At 63.1% G+C, this 20,938-nt stretch carries 22 protein-coding genes; 15 read left to right on the top strand and 7 right to left on the bottom strand.

Translation table 11 applies throughout. The annotated features are described in order from the left end of the window. Positions 1-18 precede the first annotated feature (18 nt). A complete protein-coding gene (locus tag VML93_RS33325) occupies positions 19-219 on the bottom strand; it encodes a ferredoxin (protein WP_325617313.1) in 201 nt (66 codons plus the stop codon). 80 nt (positions 220-299) lie between these two features. Continuing rightward, the gene (locus tag VML93_RS33320) at positions 300-1,001 is read right to left on the bottom strand and encodes an SDR family NAD(P)-dependent oxidoreductase (RefSeq protein WP_325617311.1); all 702 of its coding nucleotides are present in this window, start codon (positions 999-1,001) and stop codon (positions 300-302) included. A 357-nt stretch (positions 1,002-1,358) separates the two neighbouring features. Between VML93_RS33320 and VML93_RS33315 the strand changes: the two genes are divergently transcribed. From VML93_RS33315 to VML93_RS33275, 9 genes are all read left to right on the top strand, one after another. Next, on the top strand, positions 1,359-2,564 hold the full coding sequence (locus VML93_RS33315; RefSeq protein ID WP_325617309.1) for a CoA transferase: 1,206 nt from the start codon (positions 1,359-1,361) through the stop codon (positions 2,562-2,564). 386 nt (positions 2,565-2,950) lie between these two features. After that, entirely contained in the window at positions 2,951-3,769 is an 819-nt protein-coding gene (locus VML93_RS33310) for an ABC transporter permease (protein WP_325617307.1), read from the top strand. A gap of 10 nt (positions 3,770-3,779) precedes the next feature. Beyond that, positions 3,780-4,625, top strand: coding sequence for an ABC transporter permease (locus VML93_RS33305; RefSeq protein ID WP_325617305.1), 846 nt, complete (start codon positions 3,780-3,782; stop codon positions 4,623-4,625). A gap of 18 nt (positions 4,626-4,643) precedes the next feature. Beyond that, positions 4,644-5,909, top strand: a complete 1,266-nt coding sequence (locus VML93_RS33300) for an MCE family protein (RefSeq protein ID WP_325617303.1) — start codon at positions 4,644-4,646, stop codon at positions 5,907-5,909. Then, positions 5,906-6,928, top strand: a complete 1,023-nt coding sequence (locus VML93_RS33295) for an MCE family protein (RefSeq protein WP_325617301.1) — start codon at positions 5,906-5,908, stop codon at positions 6,926-6,928. Before VML93_RS33300 ends, VML93_RS33295 begins: the two co-directional genes overlap by 4 nt. Further along, the gene (locus VML93_RS33290) at positions 6,928-8,046 is read left to right on the top strand and encodes an MCE family protein (protein ID WP_325617299.1); all 1,119 of its coding nucleotides are present in this window, start codon (positions 6,928-6,930) and stop codon (positions 8,044-8,046) included. The genes VML93_RS33295 and VML93_RS33290 overlap by 1 nt, the downstream gene beginning before the upstream one ends. Next, positions 8,043-9,506, top strand: coding sequence for an MCE family protein (locus tag VML93_RS33285; protein ID WP_325617297.1), 1,464 nt, complete (start codon positions 8,043-8,045; stop codon positions 9,504-9,506). The genes VML93_RS33290 and VML93_RS33285 overlap by 4 nt, the downstream gene beginning before the upstream one ends. A 146-nt stretch (positions 9,507-9,652) precedes the next feature. Beyond that, entirely contained in the window at positions 9,653-10,945 is a 1,293-nt protein-coding gene (locus tag VML93_RS33280) for an MCE family protein (protein ID WP_325617295.1), read from the top strand. Continuing rightward, complete coding sequence (locus tag VML93_RS33275; protein ID WP_325617293.1) at positions 10,946-12,658, top strand: MCE family protein; 1,713 nt, start codon at positions 10,946-10,948, stop codon at positions 12,656-12,658. A 67-nt stretch (positions 12,659-12,725) separates the two neighbouring features. Here the strand turns inward: VML93_RS33275 and VML93_RS33270 are convergent, their stop codons facing one another. The 3 genes from VML93_RS33270 to VML93_RS33260 form a co-directional block, all read right to left on the bottom strand. Further along, on the bottom strand, positions 12,726-13,247 hold the full coding sequence (locus VML93_RS33270) for a hypothetical protein (RefSeq protein ID WP_325617291.1): 522 nt from the start codon (positions 13,245-13,247) through the stop codon (positions 12,726-12,728). Between the two features lie 131 nt (positions 13,248-13,378). Further along, the gene (locus tag VML93_RS33265; protein ID WP_325617289.1) at positions 13,379-13,996 is read right to left on the bottom strand and encodes a hypothetical protein; all 618 of its coding nucleotides are present in this window, start codon (positions 13,994-13,996) and stop codon (positions 13,379-13,381) included. Continuing rightward, a complete protein-coding gene (locus tag VML93_RS33260; RefSeq protein ID WP_414686512.1) occupies positions 13,993-14,805 on the bottom strand; it encodes a hypothetical protein in 813 nt (270 codons plus the stop codon). Before VML93_RS33260 ends, VML93_RS33265 begins: the two co-directional genes overlap by 4 nt. A gap of 221 nt (positions 14,806-15,026) precedes the next feature. Between VML93_RS33260 and VML93_RS33255 the strand changes: the two genes are divergently transcribed. Then, positions 15,027-15,416, top strand: a complete 390-nt coding sequence (locus VML93_RS33255; RefSeq protein WP_325617331.1) for a hypothetical protein — start codon at positions 15,027-15,029, stop codon at positions 15,414-15,416. A gap of 43 nt (positions 15,417-15,459) precedes the next feature. Here VML93_RS33255 and VML93_RS33250 read toward each other — a convergent pair whose 3' ends face one another. Beyond that, positions 15,460-16,062 carry a helix-turn-helix domain-containing protein gene (locus VML93_RS33250; protein WP_325617287.1) on the bottom strand — a complete coding sequence of 201 codons (603 nt, stop codon included), beginning with the start codon at positions 16,060-16,062 and terminating at the stop codon, positions 15,460-15,462. Positions 16,063-16,163: 101 nt separating this feature from the next. Between VML93_RS33250 and VML93_RS33245 the strand changes: the two genes are divergently transcribed. The 4 genes from VML93_RS33245 to VML93_RS33230 are packed head-to-tail and all read left to right on the top strand — an operon-like array spanning position 16,164 to position 18,643. Then, positions 16,164-16,949, top strand: coding sequence for a hypothetical protein (locus tag VML93_RS33245; RefSeq protein WP_325617285.1), 786 nt, complete (start codon positions 16,164-16,166; stop codon positions 16,947-16,949). Next, positions 16,946-17,770, top strand: a complete 825-nt coding sequence (locus VML93_RS33240) for a hypothetical protein (protein ID WP_325617283.1) — start codon at positions 16,946-16,948, stop codon at positions 17,768-17,770. Before VML93_RS33245 ends, VML93_RS33240 begins: the two co-directional genes overlap by 4 nt. After that, the gene (locus VML93_RS33235) at positions 17,770-18,348 is read left to right on the top strand and encodes a cytochrome c oxidase subunit 3 family protein (protein ID WP_325617282.1); all 579 of its coding nucleotides are present in this window, start codon (positions 17,770-17,772) and stop codon (positions 18,346-18,348) included. Before VML93_RS33240 ends, VML93_RS33235 begins: the two co-directional genes overlap by 1 nt. A gap of 4 nt (positions 18,349-18,352) precedes the next feature. Next, complete coding sequence (locus VML93_RS33230; RefSeq protein WP_325617280.1) at positions 18,353-18,643, top strand: cytochrome C oxidase subunit IV family protein; 291 nt, start codon at positions 18,353-18,355, stop codon at positions 18,641-18,643. Between the two features lie 44 nt (positions 18,644-18,687). Here VML93_RS33230 and VML93_RS33225 read toward each other — a convergent pair whose 3' ends face one another. Next, positions 18,688-19,983 carry a cytochrome P450 gene (locus tag VML93_RS33225; protein ID WP_325617278.1) on the bottom strand — a complete coding sequence of 432 codons (1,296 nt, stop codon included), beginning with the start codon at positions 19,981-19,983 and terminating at the stop codon, positions 18,688-18,690. A 212-nt stretch (positions 19,984-20,195) separates the two neighbouring features. Between VML93_RS33225 and VML93_RS33220 the strand changes: the two genes are divergently transcribed. Then, entirely contained in the window at positions 20,196-20,906 is a 711-nt protein-coding gene (locus VML93_RS33220) for a TetR/AcrR family transcriptional regulator (RefSeq protein WP_325617329.1), read from the top strand. Positions 20,907-20,938: the final 32 nt, after the last annotated feature.

The following is a 20,938-nucleotide window of genomic DNA, read 5'->3' as shown; positions in this document are numbered from 1 at the left end:
CTAATGACCGGTGCCGGCTCAGGCGTCGTCGGTGATCATGATGGCCTGCTCCGGGCAGGACTGGGCGGCTTCACGAACCTGATCCTCCCGATCGGCCGGCACCTCTTCGTCAATCGCGGACGAGCTGCCGTCGATGTCGCTGAGCTGAAACGACTCGGGAGCGATCATCGCGCACAGGGTGTGGCCCTGGCATCGTTCTGAATCCACCCAGACCTTCACCGGCTTTCTCCTTACCTACTGCTCAGGACTCCATCGACTGTTGCCACCGCTTCTCCTTCTAGTCGGTTGCCGAGCAGTGCTCAGGTGTTGCGGCCGCCGTTGACGCCCAAGATTTGACCGGTGATGTAGCCGGCTTCCTCGGACACCAAAAAGGCGCATGCTGCCGCAATGTCCTGGGGCGTGCCTATCCGGCGCACCGGGGTCCGGGCGATGTTCTGCTCGACGTCGCCGAGGAATCCTTGTGCCTCCGCGTTGCGCAACATCGGGGTGTCGATGAATCCCGGCGGCACGGCGTTGACGGTGATGCCGCTGGGCCCGTACTCGAGTGCCAGCGACTTGGTGAGCCCATTGATCGCGGACTTGGCCGCCACATAGTGAGCCATGTACGGAACACCGGAGTGTGTGCTCGATGACGAGATGTTGACGATCCGTCCCCAGCCGGCCTCCAGCATGTCGGGCAGCACCGCCTGAATCATGTGGAAGACTCCGTTGAGGTTGACATCGATCACCCGGTGCCAGTCCTCGAACGTGATGTGGCTGAAGCGCTTGAATCCGTCCAGGCCGGCGGCGTTGACCAGTACCGTGACCGGCCCCAACCGGTCACGAATGGCCGACAGTGCGGCGTCGACCTGCGGGCGGTCGGTGACGTCAGCGGTAAAAGCCAGATCGTCGTCGGATGGTCTGAGGTCGATGGTGGCCACGTCAAGACCGTCGGCGCGTAGCCGACGTGCAACGGCCTGACCGATGCCGGATCCGCCACCGGTGACTAGTGCTGTCTTCACGTCGTCAATGTCCAAGCCTTTATGGAACGAGGGCAGTCTCCACTACAAAGAATCGCCCTTACATTTATGAGAACCTTACTCTCACACCGGAGCGGAGTGCAAGGTGAGCGGGAAACCGCGTGCGGCCTGCGCCGCGAGATGCGGAAACGTTACCGTTGCGTCAATACAGCGCAGGTCAGCAGCAGGACCAGTTCCTGAGAATTTCTTGAATTCTCGAGACTCGAATGTAAGATTCGCCGAGGAAGAGAATGAAATTATCGGGTCGGCAGCAGGGAGACGAATGGCTTTGCAGGACACAGCTGATACGTCGTTCCCGGCGATCACCATGCCGGCGGGTCCGGCCAAGGGGGCCCACGCATGAGGCCGTTGGAAGGCATCCGCGTCCTGGAAGTCGCGATGTATGGGTTCGTCCCGTCGGCCGGGGCGGTGCTGGTCGAATGGGGCGCCGAGGTAATCAAAGTCGAGCACGCGGTGACCGGCGACCCGCAGCGTGGCCTTCGGCAGACGGGCATGCTGCGGGTCGAAGGCGACCCGAACCCCAACTTCGAGCACGCCAACCGCGGTAAGCGCAGCATCGGACTGGACATGTCGGTGCCCGAGGGCAAGGAAGTGCTCTACGAGCTCGCCCGCCGGTCCGATGTGTTCCTGACCAGCTTCCTTCCTGACGCGCGGCAGAAGTTCGGCATTGATGTCGACGACATTCGGGCGGTGAACCCGAAGATCGTCTACGCACGGGGCAGCGCGCTCGGTCCCCGCGGGGCGGAAGCTGTCAAGGGCGGCTACGACATGACCGCTTTCTGGTGCCGGGCCGGAACCGCCGCCACCATCACCCCGATGGGTATGCCGGGCATGATCGCGCCGCCCGGGCCCGCCTATGGCGACACCATCTCCGGCACCAACCTCGCCGGCGGCATCGCGGCGGCGCTGCTCAAACGAGAGCGCACCGGCGAAACGTCCGTCGTCGACGTCTCTTTGCTCGGCAGCGGCCTCTGGTCGCAAGGGCACACGGTGGCGCTGACAAAGCATCTGGGTAGGCGACTGGAAGCACCTCCGCCGGGCGTGCACGGCGCTCCCCATAATCCATTGGTGGGGCTGTACACCACATCTGACAGCCGCTACATCTCCTTTGTGATGATGCAGCCCACCAAGTTCTGGGCTGACGTGTGCCGTCACGTTGACCTGCCGGAGTTGGTCGACGACCCACGGTTTGACACGGTGGAGAACATCGCTGCCAACACTGCCGACGCGGTTGAAATGCTGACCAAGGTCATCGCGAGCCGCACGCTGGCCGAGTGGAGCGAGCGCTTCGCGACGCTCTCTGGGCCGTGGGCGCCCGTGCAGGACACCCTGCAAGCCGTCGATGATGCGCAGATCCGCTCCAACGAGTACATGGTGCGGGCGGGTGAGCTCGAGTTGGTCGCCAACCCGGTACAGTTCGACGTCGCAGCGCCACAGACCGGACCGGCCCCCGAATTCGCTGAGCAGACCGATGAGATCCTGATGGAACTCGGCCTCGACTGGGACCGCATCATCGAACTCAAGACGGCCGGAGCCGTCACCTAGGACCGGAGCAGCCCTGACATGCTTGAGCCGACCGTCGCTTTTGCTGGGACGCAGATGTCATTGCCTCTTGGCACCGACCGCGAACTGCGCGATAAACGTTATGCAGTTTTCGTTCCGCCTGAACGAGGCATGAGCCATACTTGTCCGACGCTTCAAGACGTGGGGCCTCTCGTTTTGCTAGCGCCGGCTCATGCAACAGAACGGAGGTCTGGCGTGAGCGTCGTCGCGCCTGTCGTGCTGGAGCTAGACGCCGAGTTTTGGCCGTTTGCCAGGCATTTCGCCGCCGGTAGCTTGTCTTGCGGATCGTGGGTTCAACCGAGTTCACGTCAGCCGGTGCGCCACAACAAGACTATCGGTCTCGTAACGCGGGGAAGGGTCTGAGACCCATGGCAGATAGGCGCGCAGAGCGCTGGTCGGCGGGATTGCCCGCGCTGAGGCTGAAGTTCGACATGTCCGGGCCCATGCAGGCTGTCGGAGGTTTGTTTGCAATGTCGGCGGACGCGATCAAGTTTGCGTTCCGGCGGCCTTTCCAGGGCCGTGAGTTCTTGGAGCAGTCGTGGTTCATCGCCCGGGTGGCCCTGGCGCCGACGTTGCTGGTGGCGATTCCTTTCACGGTGTTGATCAGCTTCACGCTCAACATCTTGTTGCGCGAGTTGGGTGCTGCGGATCTCTCCGGTGCGGGAGCCGCGTTCGGTGCGGTCACTCAGGTCGGTCCGTTGGTGACGGTGTTGATCGTGGCGGGCGCCGGCGCCACCGCCATATGTGCGGATCTGGGCTCGCGCACCATCCGCGAAGAGATCGACGCGATGGAGGTACTCGGCATCAACCCGGTACAGCGCCTGGTCACCCCCCGCATGCTTGCGTCGGGTCTTGTCGCTCTGCTGTTGAACAGCCTGGTCTGCATCATCGGCATCATTGGCGGCTACGCCTTCTCGGTGTTCGTGCAAGACGTTAATCCCGGCGCGTTCGCCGCGGGTATCACCTTGCTCACCGGAGTGCCCGAAGTGATCATCTCCTGCGTCAAGGCAGCACTTTTCGGCCTCATCGCCGGATTGGTCGCCTGCTATCGCGGCCTCGTCATCAGCGGCGGAGGCGCCAAGGCAGTCGGTAATGCGGTTAACGAAACCGTCGTGTACGCCTTCATGTCGCTGTTCGTGGTCAACGTGGTCGTCACCGCCATCGGCATCAAGATGACGGCGAAGTAGGGGGCTGTCGGTGGCGCTGAGGGCTGCATATCCGCGATCGAGTCGCTTGCTCGAGTGGCCAATCGCTTCGCTGGGCCGCCTCGGGGACCACACGCTGTTCTACGGTAGAGCGCTTGCCGGGATGCCCTTCGCCGCTATGCACTACACTCGCGAAGTCATCCGTTTGATCGCCGAAATCAGCATGGGCGCAGGCACTTTGGCAATGATCGGCGGAACCGTTGTGATCGTGGGCTTCTTGACGCTCGCCGCCGGCGGGACACTGGCCGTGCAAGGTTACAGCTCGCTGGGCAATATTGGCATCGAGGCGCTGACCGGCTTTTTGGCCGCATTCATCAATGTGCGTATCGCGGCACCGGTAGTCGCCGGGATCGGTCTGGCCGCCACTTTCGGCGCCGGAGTGACCGCTCAGCTGGGTGCCATGCGGATCAACGAAGAAATCGACGCCCTGGAAAGCATGGCCATTCGCCCGATTTCATACTTGGTCAGCACCAGGATCCTGGCCGGAATGCTGGCGATCACGCCGTTGTACTGCATCGCCGTCATCTTGTCGTTCCTTGCCAGTCAGTTCACCACGACGTTTCTGTTCGGGCAGTCGAGCGGCTTGTACGAGCACTACTTCTCGACCTTCCTGAACCCGATCGACTTGCTGTGGTCGTTCCTGCAGGCCGTCCTCATGGCGCTCACCATCTTGCTGATCCACACCTATTACGGTTACTTCGCTTCGGGTGGACCGTCCGGTGTCGGTGTCGCGACGGGCAACGCGGTGCGCACCTCGCTCATCGTCGTGGTGTCGGTGACGCTGCTGGTCTCGCTTTCTATTTACGGTTCCAACGGCAATTTCAACCTGTCCGGCTAGCGGAGGGAGGGGACGGCGGTGAGTCAAAATGCGCCCGCAGGTCGCGGTGCGCCAGCGGGCCGGCTTGCGCGTGCCAGTCATGCCCGACCCGCCGGCCGAAGCTATGTGGCGCCCTTGGTTGGATTGACGACCGTCGTGGTCATTTTCGGGATTTTCGCGTTGGCGGTGGGTCTGTTTCAGGGCTCCTTCGACAAAGTCGTGCCCGTGACGGTGATCGCGCAACGCGCCGGCCTGGTCATGAATTCGGACGCCAAGGTCAAGATGCGCGGCGTGCAGGTGGGAAAGGTTGCCTCGATCGAATCGCTGCCGAACGGCGAAGCGGCCATTCATTTGGCGATGGACCCGTCGCAGTTGCAGTTCATTCCCGGCAACGTGCACGTCGAAATAGCGTCATCGACGGTGTTCGGCGCGAAGTCCGTTGAGCTGGTGCCAAATCCCGGCGAGCCGCCCTCGGCGGCGCGGCTGCACGGTGGCCAGACACTGCGGGGCGAGCACGTCATGGTCGAGATCAACACGGTGTTCCAGCAACTGGTGTCGGTCCTTGCCCAGATCGATCCGCCGAAGCTCAACGAGACGCTCGGTGCGCTGGCACAGGCGTTCAGTGGGCGGGGCCCCCAGCTCGGTGAATCCCTGAGCGACTTGGATTCGTTTCTGGCCAGGCTGGAGCCGAGCCTTCCCGCGCTGAGGCATGACCTTGCGGTCTTACCTGTGGTGTCCAACGCCTATGCCGACGCGGCACCGAACCTGGTGAAGACCGTGGCCAACGCGAATCGGATCAGCAAGACTCTTGTCGATGAGCAGCACAACCTGGATGCGTTGCTGGTCAGCGCGATCGGCTTGGCCGACATCGGCAACGACGTCTTGTCGGCAAACCGCGGACCGCTGACGAATGTGTTGCATCTGCTGGTGCCGACCACCGATCTAACCAACGAGTACCACGAGGCGCTCACCTGTGCTTTCGGCGGGCTGATCACGATAGGGCACGGCCCGCCGTTGTCGGAACCGAGCATCAACATTTCGGCGAGTCTCACCTGGGGCGGCGAACGTTATCGGTATCCGACGAACCTGCCCAAGGTCGCGGCGACGGGCGGCCCGAAGTGCCTGGGTCTCCCAGTACTGCCGTTCAACTCGAGTCCGCCGCAATTCATTACCGATATCGGCGCCGATCCGGTGGGATACGGAAACCCGCAGTTGCTGATCAACTCGGATCTCCTCAAACAGCTGTTGTACGGGCCGATCGCCGGGCCGCCGCGCAACCCCGCTCAGATCGGACAACCTGGATGAGAACGCGCGCTACCCTGGTCAAGTTCGGGATCTTCGCGGTCGTGATGGGAATCCTGAGCACCTTTCTGTTCTTTATCTTCGGCCAGTACCGGACGGGCGCGACGACCAAGTATTCCGCGGTGTTCACCGACGTGTCGCGTCTTAAGGGCGGGCAGTCGGTGCGGGTCGCCGGGATCCGGGTGGGCACGGTCGATAGCGTTTCGCTGCAACCGGATAAAAAAGTCTTGGTGAAATTCGACGCCGACCGCAACGTCGTCCTCACCGAGGGCACCAGGGTGGCGGTCCGCTACCTCAACCTGGTGGGTGATCGCTACCTCGAACTCGTCGATGGCCCGGGCTCGACCAAGCGCCTGCCGGCCGGCGGTCAGATTCCCGTCAACCGCACCGCGCCGGCGCTTGACCTCGATCTGCTGCTCGGCGGGTTGAAACCCGTTACGCAGGGCCTGAATCCGCGCGATGTCAACGCGCTGACCTCCGCCTTACTGCAAGTCTTCCAGGGTGAAGGCGGGACTCTCGATTCGCTGTTCGCCAAGGCGACGTCCTTTTCGAACGCCTTGGCCGACAACGATCAAACGGTGCAGCAACTAATCGACAACCTCAACATTGTCGTTGGCACGATCTCCAAGGACGGCAGCAAGTTCTCCGGCGCAATCGATCGTCTGGAGCGGCTTATCAGCGGGCTGTCGGACGACCGCAACACCATCGGCTCGGCGATCGACGCCCTGGACAACGGGACCGCCTCGCTGGCGGATCTGCTGAGTAATGCGCGGCCGCCATTGTCCGGCACCATAGACCAGTTGAATCGGCTGGCGCCGATCCTCGACGCGGACAGGGACCGCCTCGACGCCGCAATCGGGAAGGCGCCGAAGAATTACCGCAAGTTGGTCCGACTCGGCGTAAACGGCGCCACCATCCCGTACTACCTCTGCCAGCTGACGATTCGCGGCACTGATCTTCAGGGCAAGACGGTGAGAGCCCCCATATTCAGGTCAGAAGCTGGAAGGTGCACGGAACCCTAATGCTTAAGTATCACGGATCGGGGCTCGTCAAGGCCGGACTCATCGGCGTTGCCTTGATCGTCATGGTCATCCTGGTGGGCCTGGCGCCCGACCGGCTCATCACCTGGGCGACGATGGTCAGGTACCAGGCGCTGTTTTCTGAAGCCGGCGGCCTTGAAGTGGGCAACCCCGTGACGGTGTCGGGCATGAAGGTCGGCACGGTGTCGGATGTGAAGCTGCAGCACGGCGATGCGCTGGTGACGTTCGCGATGAGCGGTAAAATCCTGCTCGGGTCGGAGACCACCGCGCACATCCGCACCGGCACACTGCTGGGCGAGCGGATGGTGACGGTCGAGTCCGCCGGCACCGGCACGCTGCGTCCGATGGCTGTCATTCCGGTCTCGCGCACGTCCTCGCCTTACTCGCTGACGGAAGCGGTCAGCGACTTCGCATCGAACACCGCCGGAACCAGTACCGCGACGCTGAATCAATCACTGGACACGCTGTCGGCGACGCTCGACCAGATCGCACCCAAACTGGGGCCGGCGTTCGACGGACTCACCCGGTTGTCACGCACCCTCAACAGCCGCAACAAGAACTTGGGCGACCTGCTCAAGAGTGCCAGCGACGTCACCGGTGTTCTTTCCGAACGCAGCCAGCAGGTCAACAAGCTCATCCTCAACTCCGACGTGCTGCTCGAAGTGCTGGCGGCGCGCCGACAAGAGATCGTGGATCTGCTGGCCAACACGTCGGCGGTGGCCAAGCAGCTGACGGCATTGGTGCACGACAACGAAAGCAAATTGGCACCGACGTTGGAGCGACTTAATCGGGTGACCGAGGTGCTGGAAAAGAACCGCGACAACATCAGCAAAGCACTGCCGGGCCTCGCTAAATTCGAGATCACGGTCGGAGAGGCCATCTCCAGCATGTACGCCTATTCGGCGTTCGTCCCGAACTTCCTTGCCCCCCAGATCTTCCAACCGTTCCTCGACTACCTCTGGGGATTCCGCACCTTCGACACGACCCGCGGTCCCGGCTACCCTTCGCCGGTACCTCGCTCGCTGGTTCCCTGGCCGTACAACGGTATTCCGGTGTGTCCTGCCTGCACGCTGGGCGGCAGGGTCGGGGGTTCACAGTGACCTCCCGGACCTCCCAGACCTCCCGGACCTCCCGGATCTCCCGGATCCCGCGCAGCAGGCTGGCGGCCGTGGCGGCGATTGCCCTGGTCGCGCTCACGGTTGCCGGAGCTGCTGTGCTCGTCCGAAATACATTCTTCGGCCCACAGACGATTACCGCCTATTTCAACACCGCCACCGCGATTTATCCCAATGACGAGGTGCGGGTCTCGGGTGTGAAAGTCGGCAACATCAAAGCGATTCATCCGCACGGCACACAGGTCAAGATGATTCTGAAAGTTGACCACGGCGTATCCATTCCGGCGGACGCGAGGGCGGTTATCGTCGCCTCGAATCTGGTGTCTGCCCGCTACGTCCAACTCACGCCGGCCTATCGGGATACTGGACCGGTCATGCGCGATGGGGGAGTTATACCGGTCGAACGGACCGCAGTGCCGGTCGAGTGGGACGAGGTCAAAACCCAATTGATGCGGCTGGCAACGGATTTGGGACCCAGAAGCGGGGTATCGGGCACGTCGGTGGGCCGGTTCATCGACAGCGCCGCCGACGCGCTCGACGGAAACGGTGACAAGCTGCGGCAAGCCCTCGGTCAACTCTCAGGGGTGGGCCGCATCCTCGCCAACGGTAGCGGGAACATCGTCGACATCATCAAAAACCTGCAGACCTTCGTCGGCGCGCTGCGCGACAGCAACGTCCAGATTGTGCAGTTCAACGACCGCCTGGCCACGCTCACCAGCGTGGTCAACGACAGCAAATCCGACTTGGACGCGGCGCTGACCGATCTGTCGACTGCGGTCGGCGAAGTGCAGCGCTTCATCGCCGGGACGCGCAACCAGACCAGCGAGCAGATTGCCAGGTTGGCCGATGTCACGCAGATCCTGGTCGACAAGCGCATGGCTCTGGAAAATATTCTGCACGGCGCACCGAATGCGCTCGGCAACTTCTTCAACGACTACAACGCCGACACCGGAACCATCGTGGGAGGGTTCGGGATCATGAACTTCGCGAACCCCACGTTTTCGGGTTTGCTGCTGCCGGTGCCTGTGCCCGGCTGCACGGCAGTCGGGGCCATCGAAAACGTCACCGCGGTTGAATCGGGCAAGCTGTGTTCCCTGTTCCTCGGTCCCGGGTTGCGGGTGCTCAACTTCAACAGTCTGCCGATACCCATCAACATATTCCTGCAGAAGTCGGTAGACCCCTCCAAGATCCTCTACAGCGAGCCGCGCCTGGCACCCGGGGGCGAGGGCCCGAAACCCGGACCGCCCGAGATCCCGCCCGCGGTGTCGGCCTACACCGGCTTGCCCGGTGATCCCGTGGGACCGCCGGGTGCGGTGCCGCCGGAGCGGATACCAGGCGCGGCGATGCCGCTGCCGCCCCCGCCGTCCACGCCGATGCTGCCGCCACCGCCGGCGGCGCCGGGTGTGCCAGGCATGCTGCTGCCTGCCGAAGGGCCACGGTCATGATCGCCCGCGCAGCGGCCCGGGGTGGGGGCACGCCCCCACAAGTGGGTGGGGTCCCCGCTCCGCAGGGGCGTACCCCCACCCGCTTGCGGGGGACAGCCGGGCCATCAGGTTCTGCTCGGCGGGTATTCGCCCTCGGCTGTTGCGTAATGTTGACCGCGACGGGATGCGCATTCCACGGTTTGAATTCACTACCTTTGCCCGGCGCGGTCGGACGCGGACCGGGGGCGACTATCTACCACGTCGAGATCCCGAATGTCGGGACGATGGAGTCCAACTCGCCGGTGATGATCGACGACGTCGTAGTCGGCAGTGTCGGCACGATGAGGGTGGCCAAAAACCCCCAAGCGCCAGGCTGGCACGCCGATGTCGAGATCTCGATAAAGCGCGATGTCGTTATCCCGGACAACGTGGAGGCTAAGGTCGGTCAGACCAGCCTGCTGGGGTCGATGCACGTGGAGCTCAATACGCCGCTGGGCCCCGACGGAAAGCCAAAACCGGGAAGCGGGCGGCTGCAGCCGGGCGCCACCATCCCACTCACTCGGTCAACCGCCTACCCGTCGACAGAGCAGACACTGTCGTCGCTGGGAGCGGTGGTCAACGGCGGGGGACTGGGACAGATCGGCGAGATCATCCACAATTTCTCCGCCGCCCTGTCCGGGCGCGAGGGCGCCCTGCGTGATCTGCTTACTCGCCTCGACACGTTCGTGGGAACACTGGACGATCAGCGGAACAGCATCGTCGACTCCATCCAGGCGCTGAACCGGCTTGCCGGCACATTCGCCGACCAACGCGACGTTCTCACCCAGGCGCTGCAGAAAATACCGCCCGCGCTCGATGTGCTGATCAGGGAACGGCCGCGCCTGACGGCCGCCCTGGACAAACTTCGCGTCTTCAGCAACACCGCCACCCGGTTGATCAACGACTCTCAGGCCGACCTGGTCAAGAATCTCAAAAATCTGGAGCCGACCATCCGCGCGCTCGCCGACGTCGGACCAGAGCTCGGTACGGCACTCGCGGCGGGTTTCGTGTTCCCGTTCACCCAGAACTTCGTCGACCGAGCGGTCCGAGGTGACTACTTCAACCTGCATGTCGATTTGGACATGTCGATTCCACGGCTCAAGCGAGGACTGCTGTTGGGGACCCACTGGGGGCAGCTGGACCAGCCGTTGGTACCGCTGCCCGGGGACCCGTATTACCTGCAATACACCCACGATCCGATGCATGACCCCGTCAGGCCACCGTGGGTCAATCCGGGACCGATACCGATAGTGGGTGACCCGCTGCCCGGGCCTCCGCCGCAAGTTGGACCGCCACCCGGGCCTGCGCCGGGTGCGGCGCCGCTGCCGGGGCCTCAGCCACCTGCGGGTCCGTTGCCCGGTGCGGGTCTGGGTCAAATGCCGCCGCCCGCAGCGGCGCCGCCGACGGGAGCGGGTGGATAGATGCTGACGCGTTTCGTTCGTATCCAACTGGCGATTTTCACGATCGTCGGAACCCTTGGCGTGATCGCGATGGTCCTCTTCTACATCCAAGCGCCGACCCTGCTGGGGATCGGTCGTATGACGGTGTGGCTGGAGCTGCCGACCACCGGCGGCCTGTACCAGTTTTCCAACGTGACCTACCGCGGCGTTCAGCTCGGTAAGGTCACTTCGGTGAGTTTGACGCCGACCGGCGCCAAAGCGAAGCTGTCGCTTAGCACTTCACCGAAGGTCCCGGCGGACCTGATAGCGCAGGTGCGCAGCGTCTCCGCGGTGGGTGAGCAGTACGTGGACTTGCAGCCCAACACCGATTCACCGCCCTACCTGCACAACGGCTCGGTCATCGTCGTGCGCGACAAGGACCTTCCGCAGCCGGTTGGGCCGATGCTCGATCAGGTCAGCGCCTTGGTCAACAGCATCCCGAAGACCAAACTCGGCCAATTGCTCGACGAGACCTTCCAGGCGTTCAACGGTTCCGGTTACGACCTGGGTTCACTGATCGATTCCTCTAAGACAATTTCCCGCGACGCCAACGGTGTCGTCGATCGCACCCGAGCTCTCACCGAAGACACCGGGCCGCTATTGGATGCCCAGGCACGCGCCGCCGATTCGATCAGAAGGTGGGCACGCAGCTCGGCCGGGATTTCGGATGTGTTGGCGAACAACGATTCCCATGTTCGCACCCTGCTGCGGAATGGCCCTGAGGCTGCGAACGAAGCGGCCCGGCTGCTGCAACAAATCAAACCGACGCTGCCGGTGTTGCTCGCCAACCTGACTACCATCGGGCAGATCGGCGTCACCTACCATCCCTCGATAGAGCAGCTGCTGGTGTTGCTGCCGTCGGCGGTCGCTATCGAGCAGGCCGCCGCGGCGCCAAACCATCCCGAAGGTACGGCCCAAGGCGACTTCGCACTCACGATCGACGATCCGCCAATTTGCACGGTCGGCTTCATGCCACCCAACACGTGGCGGTCGCCGGACGATCTCAGCGACATCGACACACCTGACGGGTTGTATTGCAAACTCCCTCAGGATTCGCCGCTCTCGGTTCGCGGTGCCCGCAACTATCCCTGCATCGGTCACCCGGGCAAGCGCGCGCCTACCGTCGAAATCTGCAACAGCGACAAGCCGTTCATGCCGCTGGCGATGCGCCAGCATGTCCTCGGTCCCTACCCACTGGACCCGAACCTGCTCTCCCAGGGCATCCCGCCCGATGACCGGATTAACGTCGACGAGAGAATCTTCGGCCCGGTCGAGGGAACGCCGCTGCCGCCGGGGGCGGTGCCGCGCGGCACACCCCCGGGGCCGCGGGGTGAACCTGCACCACCGGGCACGCCTGGAGCAGCTGCGCCGCCCGTTCCGTCGTCGAGACCCCCGTTGGCGTCCTGGTCGCCAATGTCGGCCGACCTCGCGCCCATAGCACCACTGGACGTGCCGTCACCGGCGGAACTTCCCGCACCACCGGCCGCGCCCGCACCACCAGATCAGGCCAACGGTGGAGGGCCCCAGGCCGCGCCAAGTGCGTTCGGAGCCAAGATATCTGGACCGTTGGTTGCGACGGCAAAGTATGATCCGCGAACCGGTCGTTTTGTCGGTCCGGACGGGAAGTTGTACCAGCAGTCGGATCTCGCAGCCCCGAACGCGCCTAAGACGTGGAAGGACATGTTTCCCTCCTGACAAGCCCTGCAGCGATGCAGGCCGCAAAGCGCCGATGGCGGGTCGAGGTAGTGAGTTGGGCGCCCGGTCAGCTTAATCTGTCCAGGCGCAGCGGCATCGCGATATCAAGCCACTGGTTTTGCCCGCAGGCACCGCTCGGGCCGACCGTTTTGTCCTTCCCGGCGAAGGTTGGCGACCCGAGTTGATATCCCCCGTACTCGTTCACTGGATAGAAATAGAACGTCTGCTGTCCGGGGTACGCGGTACCGTCCTCGCACCGCTCCCAGTTCGGCACCTCGCGTTTGGCCTTCCACATCTCCCCATCATTCATATATAGGGGCGCGCTCCATCCCTGGTCGCTGGTCAGCGTGCCGTGGCATTCCTGAAACGTGACGCACGACGAGCTGATGGTCCATATCTGGATGACCGTCGGCTCGCCGAAGTACTGGTCGTTCCTCTGGGCCCAATCGCCGATGGACGTGGCGCGGAACGTCCCGTTAAGGGCCACTTCTTCCTTGGTTGTCGCCCGGGCTACCGATGCCGTGCCGAAACCGCCGAATACGGTGGTAGCAACCAGCGTTACGGTAGCGAGTGTTCGAACTGAACGCATCAGGTGCTCCTCCGCCCGCTCCAATTAACCGTCATTGTCATTCGGTTTTGCACATGGCTTGCGGCTTTTCGTGCAATGAGATTAACACCGCTTCGACTCCGGCAAAATGCCGATTGAACCAAATGCAGCGGTCACGACAGCGGATCCAACTTTGAGATCAGCCAGGAACCCTTGACTTTTGTCAACGTCACCCGGACGCTGCTCGCGGTTGCCTGCGGTTCTGCCTTTTCCTTGCTTGTGGCGGTCTGGTTGATGAACACCAACACAACGGCTGAACCCGGATGCAACTCGGAGACGGCGGCCCGAACCACCTTGGCGGTCTCAGTGACGCGCTTCTGCTGTGCTATCGCCGCGATCTGTTCGGTGAATTTGGTGTAGTAGGCGAGAAAATCGCCGGTGAGATATGACTTCGCCTTGGCGAAATCGCGGTCCAGGCTGTCGGGAGCGTACGACAGCACCGCCACGGCACCGTCTGACGCCGCCTGGATTGCGCGGTGTGCCGCCGCGTCACCGATTTGCTGATCCGGCCGGTGCAGAATGAAGAACAAACTGCCGGCACTGCCCACCGCGGCAACGACCAACACCGTCGCGACGATTAAGCGCCACCTCACCGAACACCAGCGGACCCAGCGCTTGATCGTGCTGAGTCCGTTGGTGCGAGCCGATCCCGGGGGCGCGGGTGGCGATCCAATCTCGTCGGACAGTGTGGCTTCGGCGCCGTCCAGCGACGAGTCATGCTCGACAGTCATTGCAGGAAGTCGACTTTCGACATTTTAAGCTGACCACCGTCGCGCGTGATGCCAACGCTGATTCGCCACACGACAGGTGGCCGATTTGTGTTGTCTGCATTGGTGACATCGGTTTTCGCCGCGACAAGCACGACCGCCGAATTCTCGCTGAACGACTCGACGGCGACGGCTTCCACGCTGGCCTTGCTGCTGGCCTTCGACTCCTGTGCCTTTTCGACCATGAGGCTCGACGTGGCTTCCAATTGCTTCTTGAGATCGCCGGTGCATGCGTCGATGACGCGCTGGATATCCTCCCTGGCGTGCTTGGCGTCAAGCGACATCAGCATCTTGACATCGTCCTTGGCTGCCGCAGCGAACTCATCGGCCAGCTGCCGGTTGTGCGTGACGGTGTGGTGCTGCCAGATCATGTAGCCGCTCGCGCCGAGTGAAGCAGCGGTGAGCACGATGCCGACGCCAGCGGCTAGCGTTTTCCGCTCCGGGAGTTGGAGCCACCCTGGGCGTCGGAGCCGCCCGGGACGGCGCGGCAACCGCAGTCGAACACGGGACGACTTTGCGCGACGCTGCGCGACGTCCCGGGAAGCGGTGTCGTCGTCCGCGTCCCCCGTTTCGGCTGCCATACGCAGCTTTGAGACGCGTGCCCGAGCCGCCTTGGCGCGCGCTTCAGCGTTGGCAACTTCGTCTTCCGCGCCTATGTCCGAGACGGGCGTCACAACGACGGCGGCAACCCCTGAGCGCGGCTGTGGTGCGCCGGGGTCGATCACGTTCGCCGGGCCGCAATGGTCGGCGTCAGGCCCCTCCGGATCATGCACAGAGAATGAGCTTATCACTTCGGTCTGGCGTCGACGGTTTCATCGTGCTGCTGCAATCGTGGCCCTCACATGCGGAAATGCCCGCCCCCCAGAAAACGAGGCGGAATGGATCAAAGTGGCCCGGCGCCGACGGCTGTTCGACCAAGGTGACCTTCTCCGAACAGGAGAATTTCCTTTTCAGTTCTTTTCCGGTGTGGCAAAGTAATGGGGTGCGCTTCATCGTGGCAATAGCTGCCGCGCTGCTTGGCGCCAGTGTGCTGGCGGCGCCGCCATCCTTTGCCGGGCCGAGCGTCTGCGACTACCCCGCTTGCACCCCGGGCATCATGCCGCATCAGGTTCTGGGGGCGCCGTGTGACAACACCACCTACTACGCCTTCGGTGTCGATGACAGTATCGTTCCTCCCGGCTCGCAGCCCGGACGGCTGATGTTCTGCGGCTCGCCAAGGAGATACCAGCCTCGATGGTTCCGGTCACCTCCAATGGCGGGGATCAAGGACGAAGGCGCCGCATGCCAGAATTACCAGAACTACGTCGCGCAGGCGCCCGATGGCCTCTTCCTCATCTGTTATGCCCACGACGACGTTCTGACCTGGGTCCGCGCCGACACGTAGCCGCTCCGTTGCGTCCGCGCGGGCACCTAGACCGGCCGGATGGTCAGTCGTGAGATTCCCGAGGCAGTCCGAGCAGGCGCCGGCTCAGATCGGTAACCCGGGTGAGCAATGTGTCGTCGTCGATGTCGGCAACCAGCGGATGCATGACCGCGGTGCTGAGCGCACCCGAGAACATGGCTGCCTCGATCCGCCCGTCCAGACCCGCATCGCTCAGCAGTACCTGATATAGGCGATCCATAAAGCGTTGAAACGGTATGTGTTCGGCCAGCAACCGAACAACGACCGGATCGAATTGCAGCGTCCGTACCAACCGGCGGTCGCGAACAGCCATCTCAATCACGCTCACCAATAAGGCATCTCGTGCTTGAGGCCCGTCGTCGTATGCTTCGGCCTCCTCGAGCGCCGGCTCGAGCCGGCCGAGTTCGCGCTCGGTCACGGCGATGACGATCTGCTCTTTGGTCCGGAATTGATGGTAGACAGCAGCTTTCGTGATGCCGACGGCGTCGGCGATCATCTGCAGCGACGTACCGCTGACACCGTGTGTGGCGAACAGATCCAACGCGGCATCGAGTACCCGCGTCCGGGCCGCGCTGTGCTCGATCAGCCAGAATTGCCCATCAGCGACCGACTGCCGTGCTGTTCCCACGCACCGAGACTAGACGACGCTATTGACCAAGGCTAGCCGATCGGCTAGCTTCGCTCACTAGCCGAGTTTTGGCGGCAATTTCGTGCGGGGAAGGAGTACCGATGCCCGACGTCGGCGGAACCGAGGCAGGCGGTCGCCAATCCGCTCCAACCGCGCCGCGGCGGACCGACGGCGAGCTGATCTTACTCTGGACGTTGCCAGCGGCGCTGGTCCTCTGGATCGCCGCTTTCTTCCTGTTCCCCGGCTTCAATCCGCCGATGTCACCAACAATGCCCGCAGCACAGGTCGCCGCGTTCTATCGCGATCCGGCCCATCTCCCGGAGATCCGCTACAGCATGATCGTGTTCAACTGGTTCGGGGTGTGCCTCGTCCCGGTTCTGGCTCTGATTGTGCTGCAGATCCGCCGGATGGCGCATCGGACGCCGATCTTCTCCTACGCCATGCTCGGTTGCGTGGCCGGCGGTCCGACGCTGTTTCTCGTCGCCAACGTCTGTTGGTTGCTGGCCGCGTTTCGCCCCGAACGCAGCCCCGAGCTGACCCAGCTGCTCAACGACCTGGCCTGGATAACCTTCACCATCCTGGTCCCGTTCCTGATCGGACAAAGCGTAATCCTGGCCCTGGCAATCTATTTCGACGACCAGCCGCGTCCGGTATTCAGCCGGTGGGTAGCCCGCTTCAACCTCCTGGTAGCGGCCGCACTGGTGCCTGCGGCCTTCGTCGGAGTGTCGTTGACCGGTCCGTTGGCCTGGGACGGCTTCCTGTCGTTCTGGGTGAAGAACGTCGCCATCGCCGTCTGGATCGTCGTGATGGGTGTTGTGTTACGGCAAGCCATCTATCGGGAGCGTGCCGAGAACCCTAGGCGCGGAGAAGGAGCGGTGAACGCGTGAGCGCGGTGATCACACCCGCGAGTGCTCCGGCCACGCCACCCTCGGGACCGTTGCATCACCGAATCGGCTGGCATCTGCGGCACAACCCCAAGCGCGAACTCTGGTTGGCGTGGTGGACGCTCGTCGTCTTCTACAACCTCTTCTTCCCGATGTTCTTCGTCGTGGCGCAGGTCCAGCCACCGCCGCAGCCCACCTGGGATCTCGCGACGCGGGTCCACTGGTTCGCCGAACGCCACCTCGGGATACCTTTTGGCTTTGGCGTCATCTTCGCCATCAGCGGCATGACCGCGATCAACAACGCCCTGATCGCCTATTCGATGCGACGCATGTCCGTCAGCCGCGCGTTCGGCTATTCGTATCTCATCATCTACTCCCTCGCCGCGGTTCCCGGAATGCTGTTGCTCAACATCGCGCTGATCGTCGGAGCGCTGCGACCGGAGCGTGACCCCGAGGCGATCGGCTGGCTCTACGACTTCGCGTTCCTGTCTTTCGACGGGACCATGGGGGTGTTCCTGATCGGCTCGCTGATCTGGATGGTCGCGATTCTGCTCGATAAGAATCGGGTGTTCCCGAAGTGGTTCGGCTACCTCAACCTGTGCAACGCGCTGACCGAGGTCGTCGTCGCGCCCTGCTGGATTTTCCGGCGGGGCGTGCTGGCGTGGAATGGCCAGATCGCTTGGTGGCTGGACATGGTCGTGTTCGGGGTCTACCAAATCACGTTCATCGTCATGCTCTTTCAGATGATCCGCCGCGAAGACTTCGGTACCGGGCCTCTCCCAGAACGCAAGCCCGATCGTGCGCCAAAAGCGGCGGCTGCGTGATGACGGACTTAGCCGATCAGAACGCACGCACCCGTTCCGTGCCGGGCCAGCCGGACATGTGGGCCTTCGTATTATTCGAAACGCTGGTCTTCACAGCCTATTTCGGGTTCTACCTGTTCTATCGCGGACGCAGCCCCGAGCTCTTCCTGCACTCTCAAGCGCAATTGGATCTCCGTGTCGGGGTGCTCAACACCCTCGTCTTGTTGCTGAGCTCCTGGTCGGTGGCGCGGTGCGTTCAGTCGGCCCGTGCCGGCGCCTACCGCGCGGCGCTCAGGGACGTCTACATCACGGCAGCGCTTGCCGCAATATTCCTATTTTCCAAGGTGTTTGAGTGGGCCCGGCTGGTCGGCATGGGAAATGGGTTCGACAGCAACGACTTCTTCACCTACTACTTCTTTCTCACCGGGATCCACTTTGTGCACCTGCTGATCGGCTTCGTGGTCCTCGGTGTCATCGTTTACCAACTTCGTAGTCCGGCGCGGCGATCCCAGGAGCTGGTCGAAACCTGTGCTACGTATTGGCACACCGTCGACTTCCTCTGGGTGCTCATCTTCGCGCTGCTTTACGTGGTGAGGTGACCCGGTGAAATTCAACAAGAGATTGGCGTTTGTCTGGGTGATCTTGGCCGCGCTGACGCTGGCTTATCTGTGGATAGACCACTCCGCAGCGGGACATGCCGGGTTACCGAAATCCAGCGCTGTGGTCACGTCAAGCGTCATCGTCATCGCACTGGTCAAGGTGCGCATCATTTTCCGCGAGTTCATGGAGGTGCGAAACGCACCGGCCCTGCTGTGCCGACTTACCGACGCGTGGGTAGTGCTGATCGCCGGCGTCCTGCTCGGCAGCTATTTCGTCGGCACGCAGGTGGGGTAGCGCTCGCAGCCCACACTTTCCCGCTGTCGACGCTTCCCTTAGGCTTAGGCCACCGGCGCGACCGCATCCGCGGTGGTGAAGGTCAGGTGCAATTCGCTGAGGCCGCGCAGGATGTACGTCGGCTCGTAGGTATAACGACGCTCGGCGGCCGGCCCATGGTGGGCTTCGTTGATTGCGATGTGCGGCATCCGGTCCAGGATCCGCTCGATCGAGACACGTCCCTCGATGCGGGCGAGCGGACCGCCCGGGCACGAGTGCACGCCGCGGGCAAAAGCCATGTGCTCGCGGACATTTGGACGGTCGAGGCGGAACTCGTGCGGGTCCTCGAACCGGCGGGGATCGCGGTTTACCGCACCCGGGAACACCACGACCACGGTGCCCGCGGGTATCTCGAGATCGCCCAGTTTGGTCGTCTTGCGGGCCAGCCGGGAGTCAGTCTTGACCGGGCTGTGCATCCGCAGCGCCTCCTCGATGAAGTTGGGTATCAGGCTGCGATCAGCGCGCAACTTCTCCTGGATATCGGGCCGGTCGCCGAGCACCAGCATCGCGGCGGTCATCAGCTTGGCGCTGGTTTCCTGCCCGGCCGCGAACAAGAAGGTGGCCGAGCGAACCACCTCGACGACCTCCGGCGTGGCACCGTCCGGGTATTTCGCCGTCGCCAGGGCGGTCAGGATGTCTTCACGTGGCTTGCTGCGCCGGTCCTCGATGTAGGAGCTGAACTTGTCGTCGAGCCAGTGCAGCGGGTTGACGCCCACTGACTCGCGCTCGAGCCCTCCGACCACCGTGCGGGGGCGATCGGCGCCCAGCACGATGCGCAACTCCTTGCGGTCGTCTTCGGGGACACCGAGCAGGTCGGCGATCACCAGGGTGGCGAAGGGCTTGGCGTACTCGCTGATGAACTCGCACTCGCCGTTGACCAGGAACTCGTCGAGCTGGCGGTCAGCGAGCTGCCACATGAACTCTTCGTTCTGCTTGAGCCGGCTCGGAGTCAGCAGCCGGCTCAAAATCGATCGTGCGCGACTGTGGTCCGGAGGGTCCATGGTGACCATGTGCTCGAACATCGGGAACTGGGTGCGGTGGGCTTCGATTTGGGCATCGATGTCGTCCCCGTCGGGCTGGAACGGCAGTGGCGGGAACGGCCCGCCGAGCGCGACGCAGTTCGAGAAGGTGTCGGGATCCTTATAGACCGTGTTGGCCTCTTCGTGCCCGGTGACCGCGACAACCCCGTAGTGCGGCAGCCGTACCACGGGATTTTGGCTGCGCAGGTAATCGAAGTAGGGGTGCGGATCGGGGACCAAAGACTGATCGGTGAAGAAGTCGATCGAGGCGTAGTCACTCATCGGATTATTTCTCCCTGGGCTGGGTTACCGGTGGTGTTCGGCGGCAAGCGGTATCACCGCCCCCACGTTGAGATCGTGAAATGTGCTGAGCACCTGCTTAGCATGGCGGTAATGTCGTGGTCAAGGTCGCAGGGCCGTGTCGCGATACCATCCCTGTGGTCGGCACGGGAGCGCTGAGAGTGGCTCGGGGGCCCAGAGAATGGAGTGATGGCATGACCTCTTCTTCTGGGGCCCGCAGGATCGGGGCACCGGACGCGAAGAATCGCGGGCTGCTCCTCGACGCGGCGGAGCAGCTGATGCTCGAGGAGGGCTACGCGGCCGTCACATCGCGTCGGCTCGCCGGCCGGGCGGGGCTGAAACCCCAACTCGTGCACTATTACTTCCGCACGATGGATGAGTTGTTCCTCGAGGTCTTCCGCCGCCGCGCCGAAGAAGGTCTTCAGGTGCAGGCGCAAGCGCTGCAATCGCCGCAGCCCTTGTGGGCGCTGTGGAAATTCGGCACCGATCCCGCATTCACCCGAATATCGATGGAATTCATGGCGCTGGCCAATCATCGCAGAGACATGCGGACCGAAATCGCTTACTACGCCGAACGTTTCCGCGAAGAACAGCGGAAGACGGTAGCGGCCGCGTTGCAACGCTACGGTGCGGAACACGAGGACATATCGCCGGTCGTCTGGACCGTGCTGATGACGAGCCTGTCACGGTTTCTGGTGCTCGAGCAGGCCATCGGCATGTCCGGCGGCCATGCCGAAACCGTGGACTTGGTCGAAAGTTATCTGCGCCGATTGGAAGGCGATCCGAAGCCCGTTGTGGGCGTACCACCGAACTGGGTGGTTCACCAATTCCGCAGCGAGCAAAGCACGCCTTTGGGCCCATCTTTGGATACGACGACGACTCCGTCTACCGCCAACTCGCAATGAAGGTTCGGCGCCCCGGGTTCGGTACCCGTGCT

It is taken from the genome of Mycobacterium sp. (assembly GCF_035499775.1).
Taxonomy (GTDB): Bacteria; Actinomycetota; Actinomycetes; order Mycobacteriales; family Mycobacteriaceae; genus Mycobacterium.
The sequence above is the reverse complement of the archived record's forward strand: the minus strand, read 5'-3'. Positions and strand labels throughout refer to the sequence as shown.

What these genes read in the sequence shown, in the direction of transcription:
- VML93_RS33235 (WP_325617282.1), top strand. Translation starts at nt 17,770, where the DNA reads ATGACGGACTTAGCCGATCAGAACGCACGCACCCGTTCCGTGCCGGGC.
- VML93_RS33265 (WP_325617289.1), bottom strand. Translation starts at nt 13,996, where the DNA reads ATGACTGTCGAGCATGACTCGTCGCTGGACGGCGCCGAAGCCACACTG.
- VML93_RS33290 (WP_325617299.1), top strand. Translation starts at nt 6,928, where the DNA reads ATGCTTAAGTATCACGGATCGGGGCTCGTCAAGGCCGGACTCATCGGC.
- VML93_RS33245 (WP_325617285.1), top strand. Translation starts at nt 16,164, where the DNA reads ATGCCCGACGTCGGCGGAACCGAGGCAGGCGGTCGCCAATCCGCTCCA.
- VML93_RS33275 (WP_325617293.1), top strand. Translation starts at nt 10,946, where the DNA reads ATGCTGACGCGTTTCGTTCGTATCCAACTGGCGATTTTCACGATCGTC.
- VML93_RS33225 (WP_325617278.1), bottom strand. Translation starts at nt 19,983, where the DNA reads ATGAGTGACTACGCCTCGATCGACTTCTTCACCGATCAGTCTTTGGTC.
- VML93_RS33310 (WP_325617307.1), top strand. Translation starts at nt 2,951, where the DNA reads ATGGCAGATAGGCGCGCAGAGCGCTGGTCGGCGGGATTGCCCGCGCTG.
- VML93_RS33270 (WP_325617291.1), bottom strand. Translation starts at nt 13,247, where the DNA reads ATGCGTTCAGTTCGAACACTCGCTACCGTAACGCTGGTTGCTACCACC.
- VML93_RS33315 (WP_325617309.1), top strand. Translation starts at nt 1,359, where the DNA reads ATGAGGCCGTTGGAAGGCATCCGCGTCCTGGAAGTCGCGATGTATGGG.
- VML93_RS33280 (WP_325617295.1), top strand. Translation starts at nt 9,653, where the DNA reads ATGTTGACCGCGACGGGATGCGCATTCCACGGTTTGAATTCACTACCT.
- VML93_RS33295 (WP_325617301.1), top strand. Translation starts at nt 5,906, where the DNA reads ATGAGAACGCGCGCTACCCTGGTCAAGTTCGGGATCTTCGCGGTCGTG.
- VML93_RS33220 (WP_325617329.1), top strand. Translation starts at nt 20,196, where the DNA reads ATGACCTCTTCTTCTGGGGCCCGCAGGATCGGGGCACCGGACGCGAAG.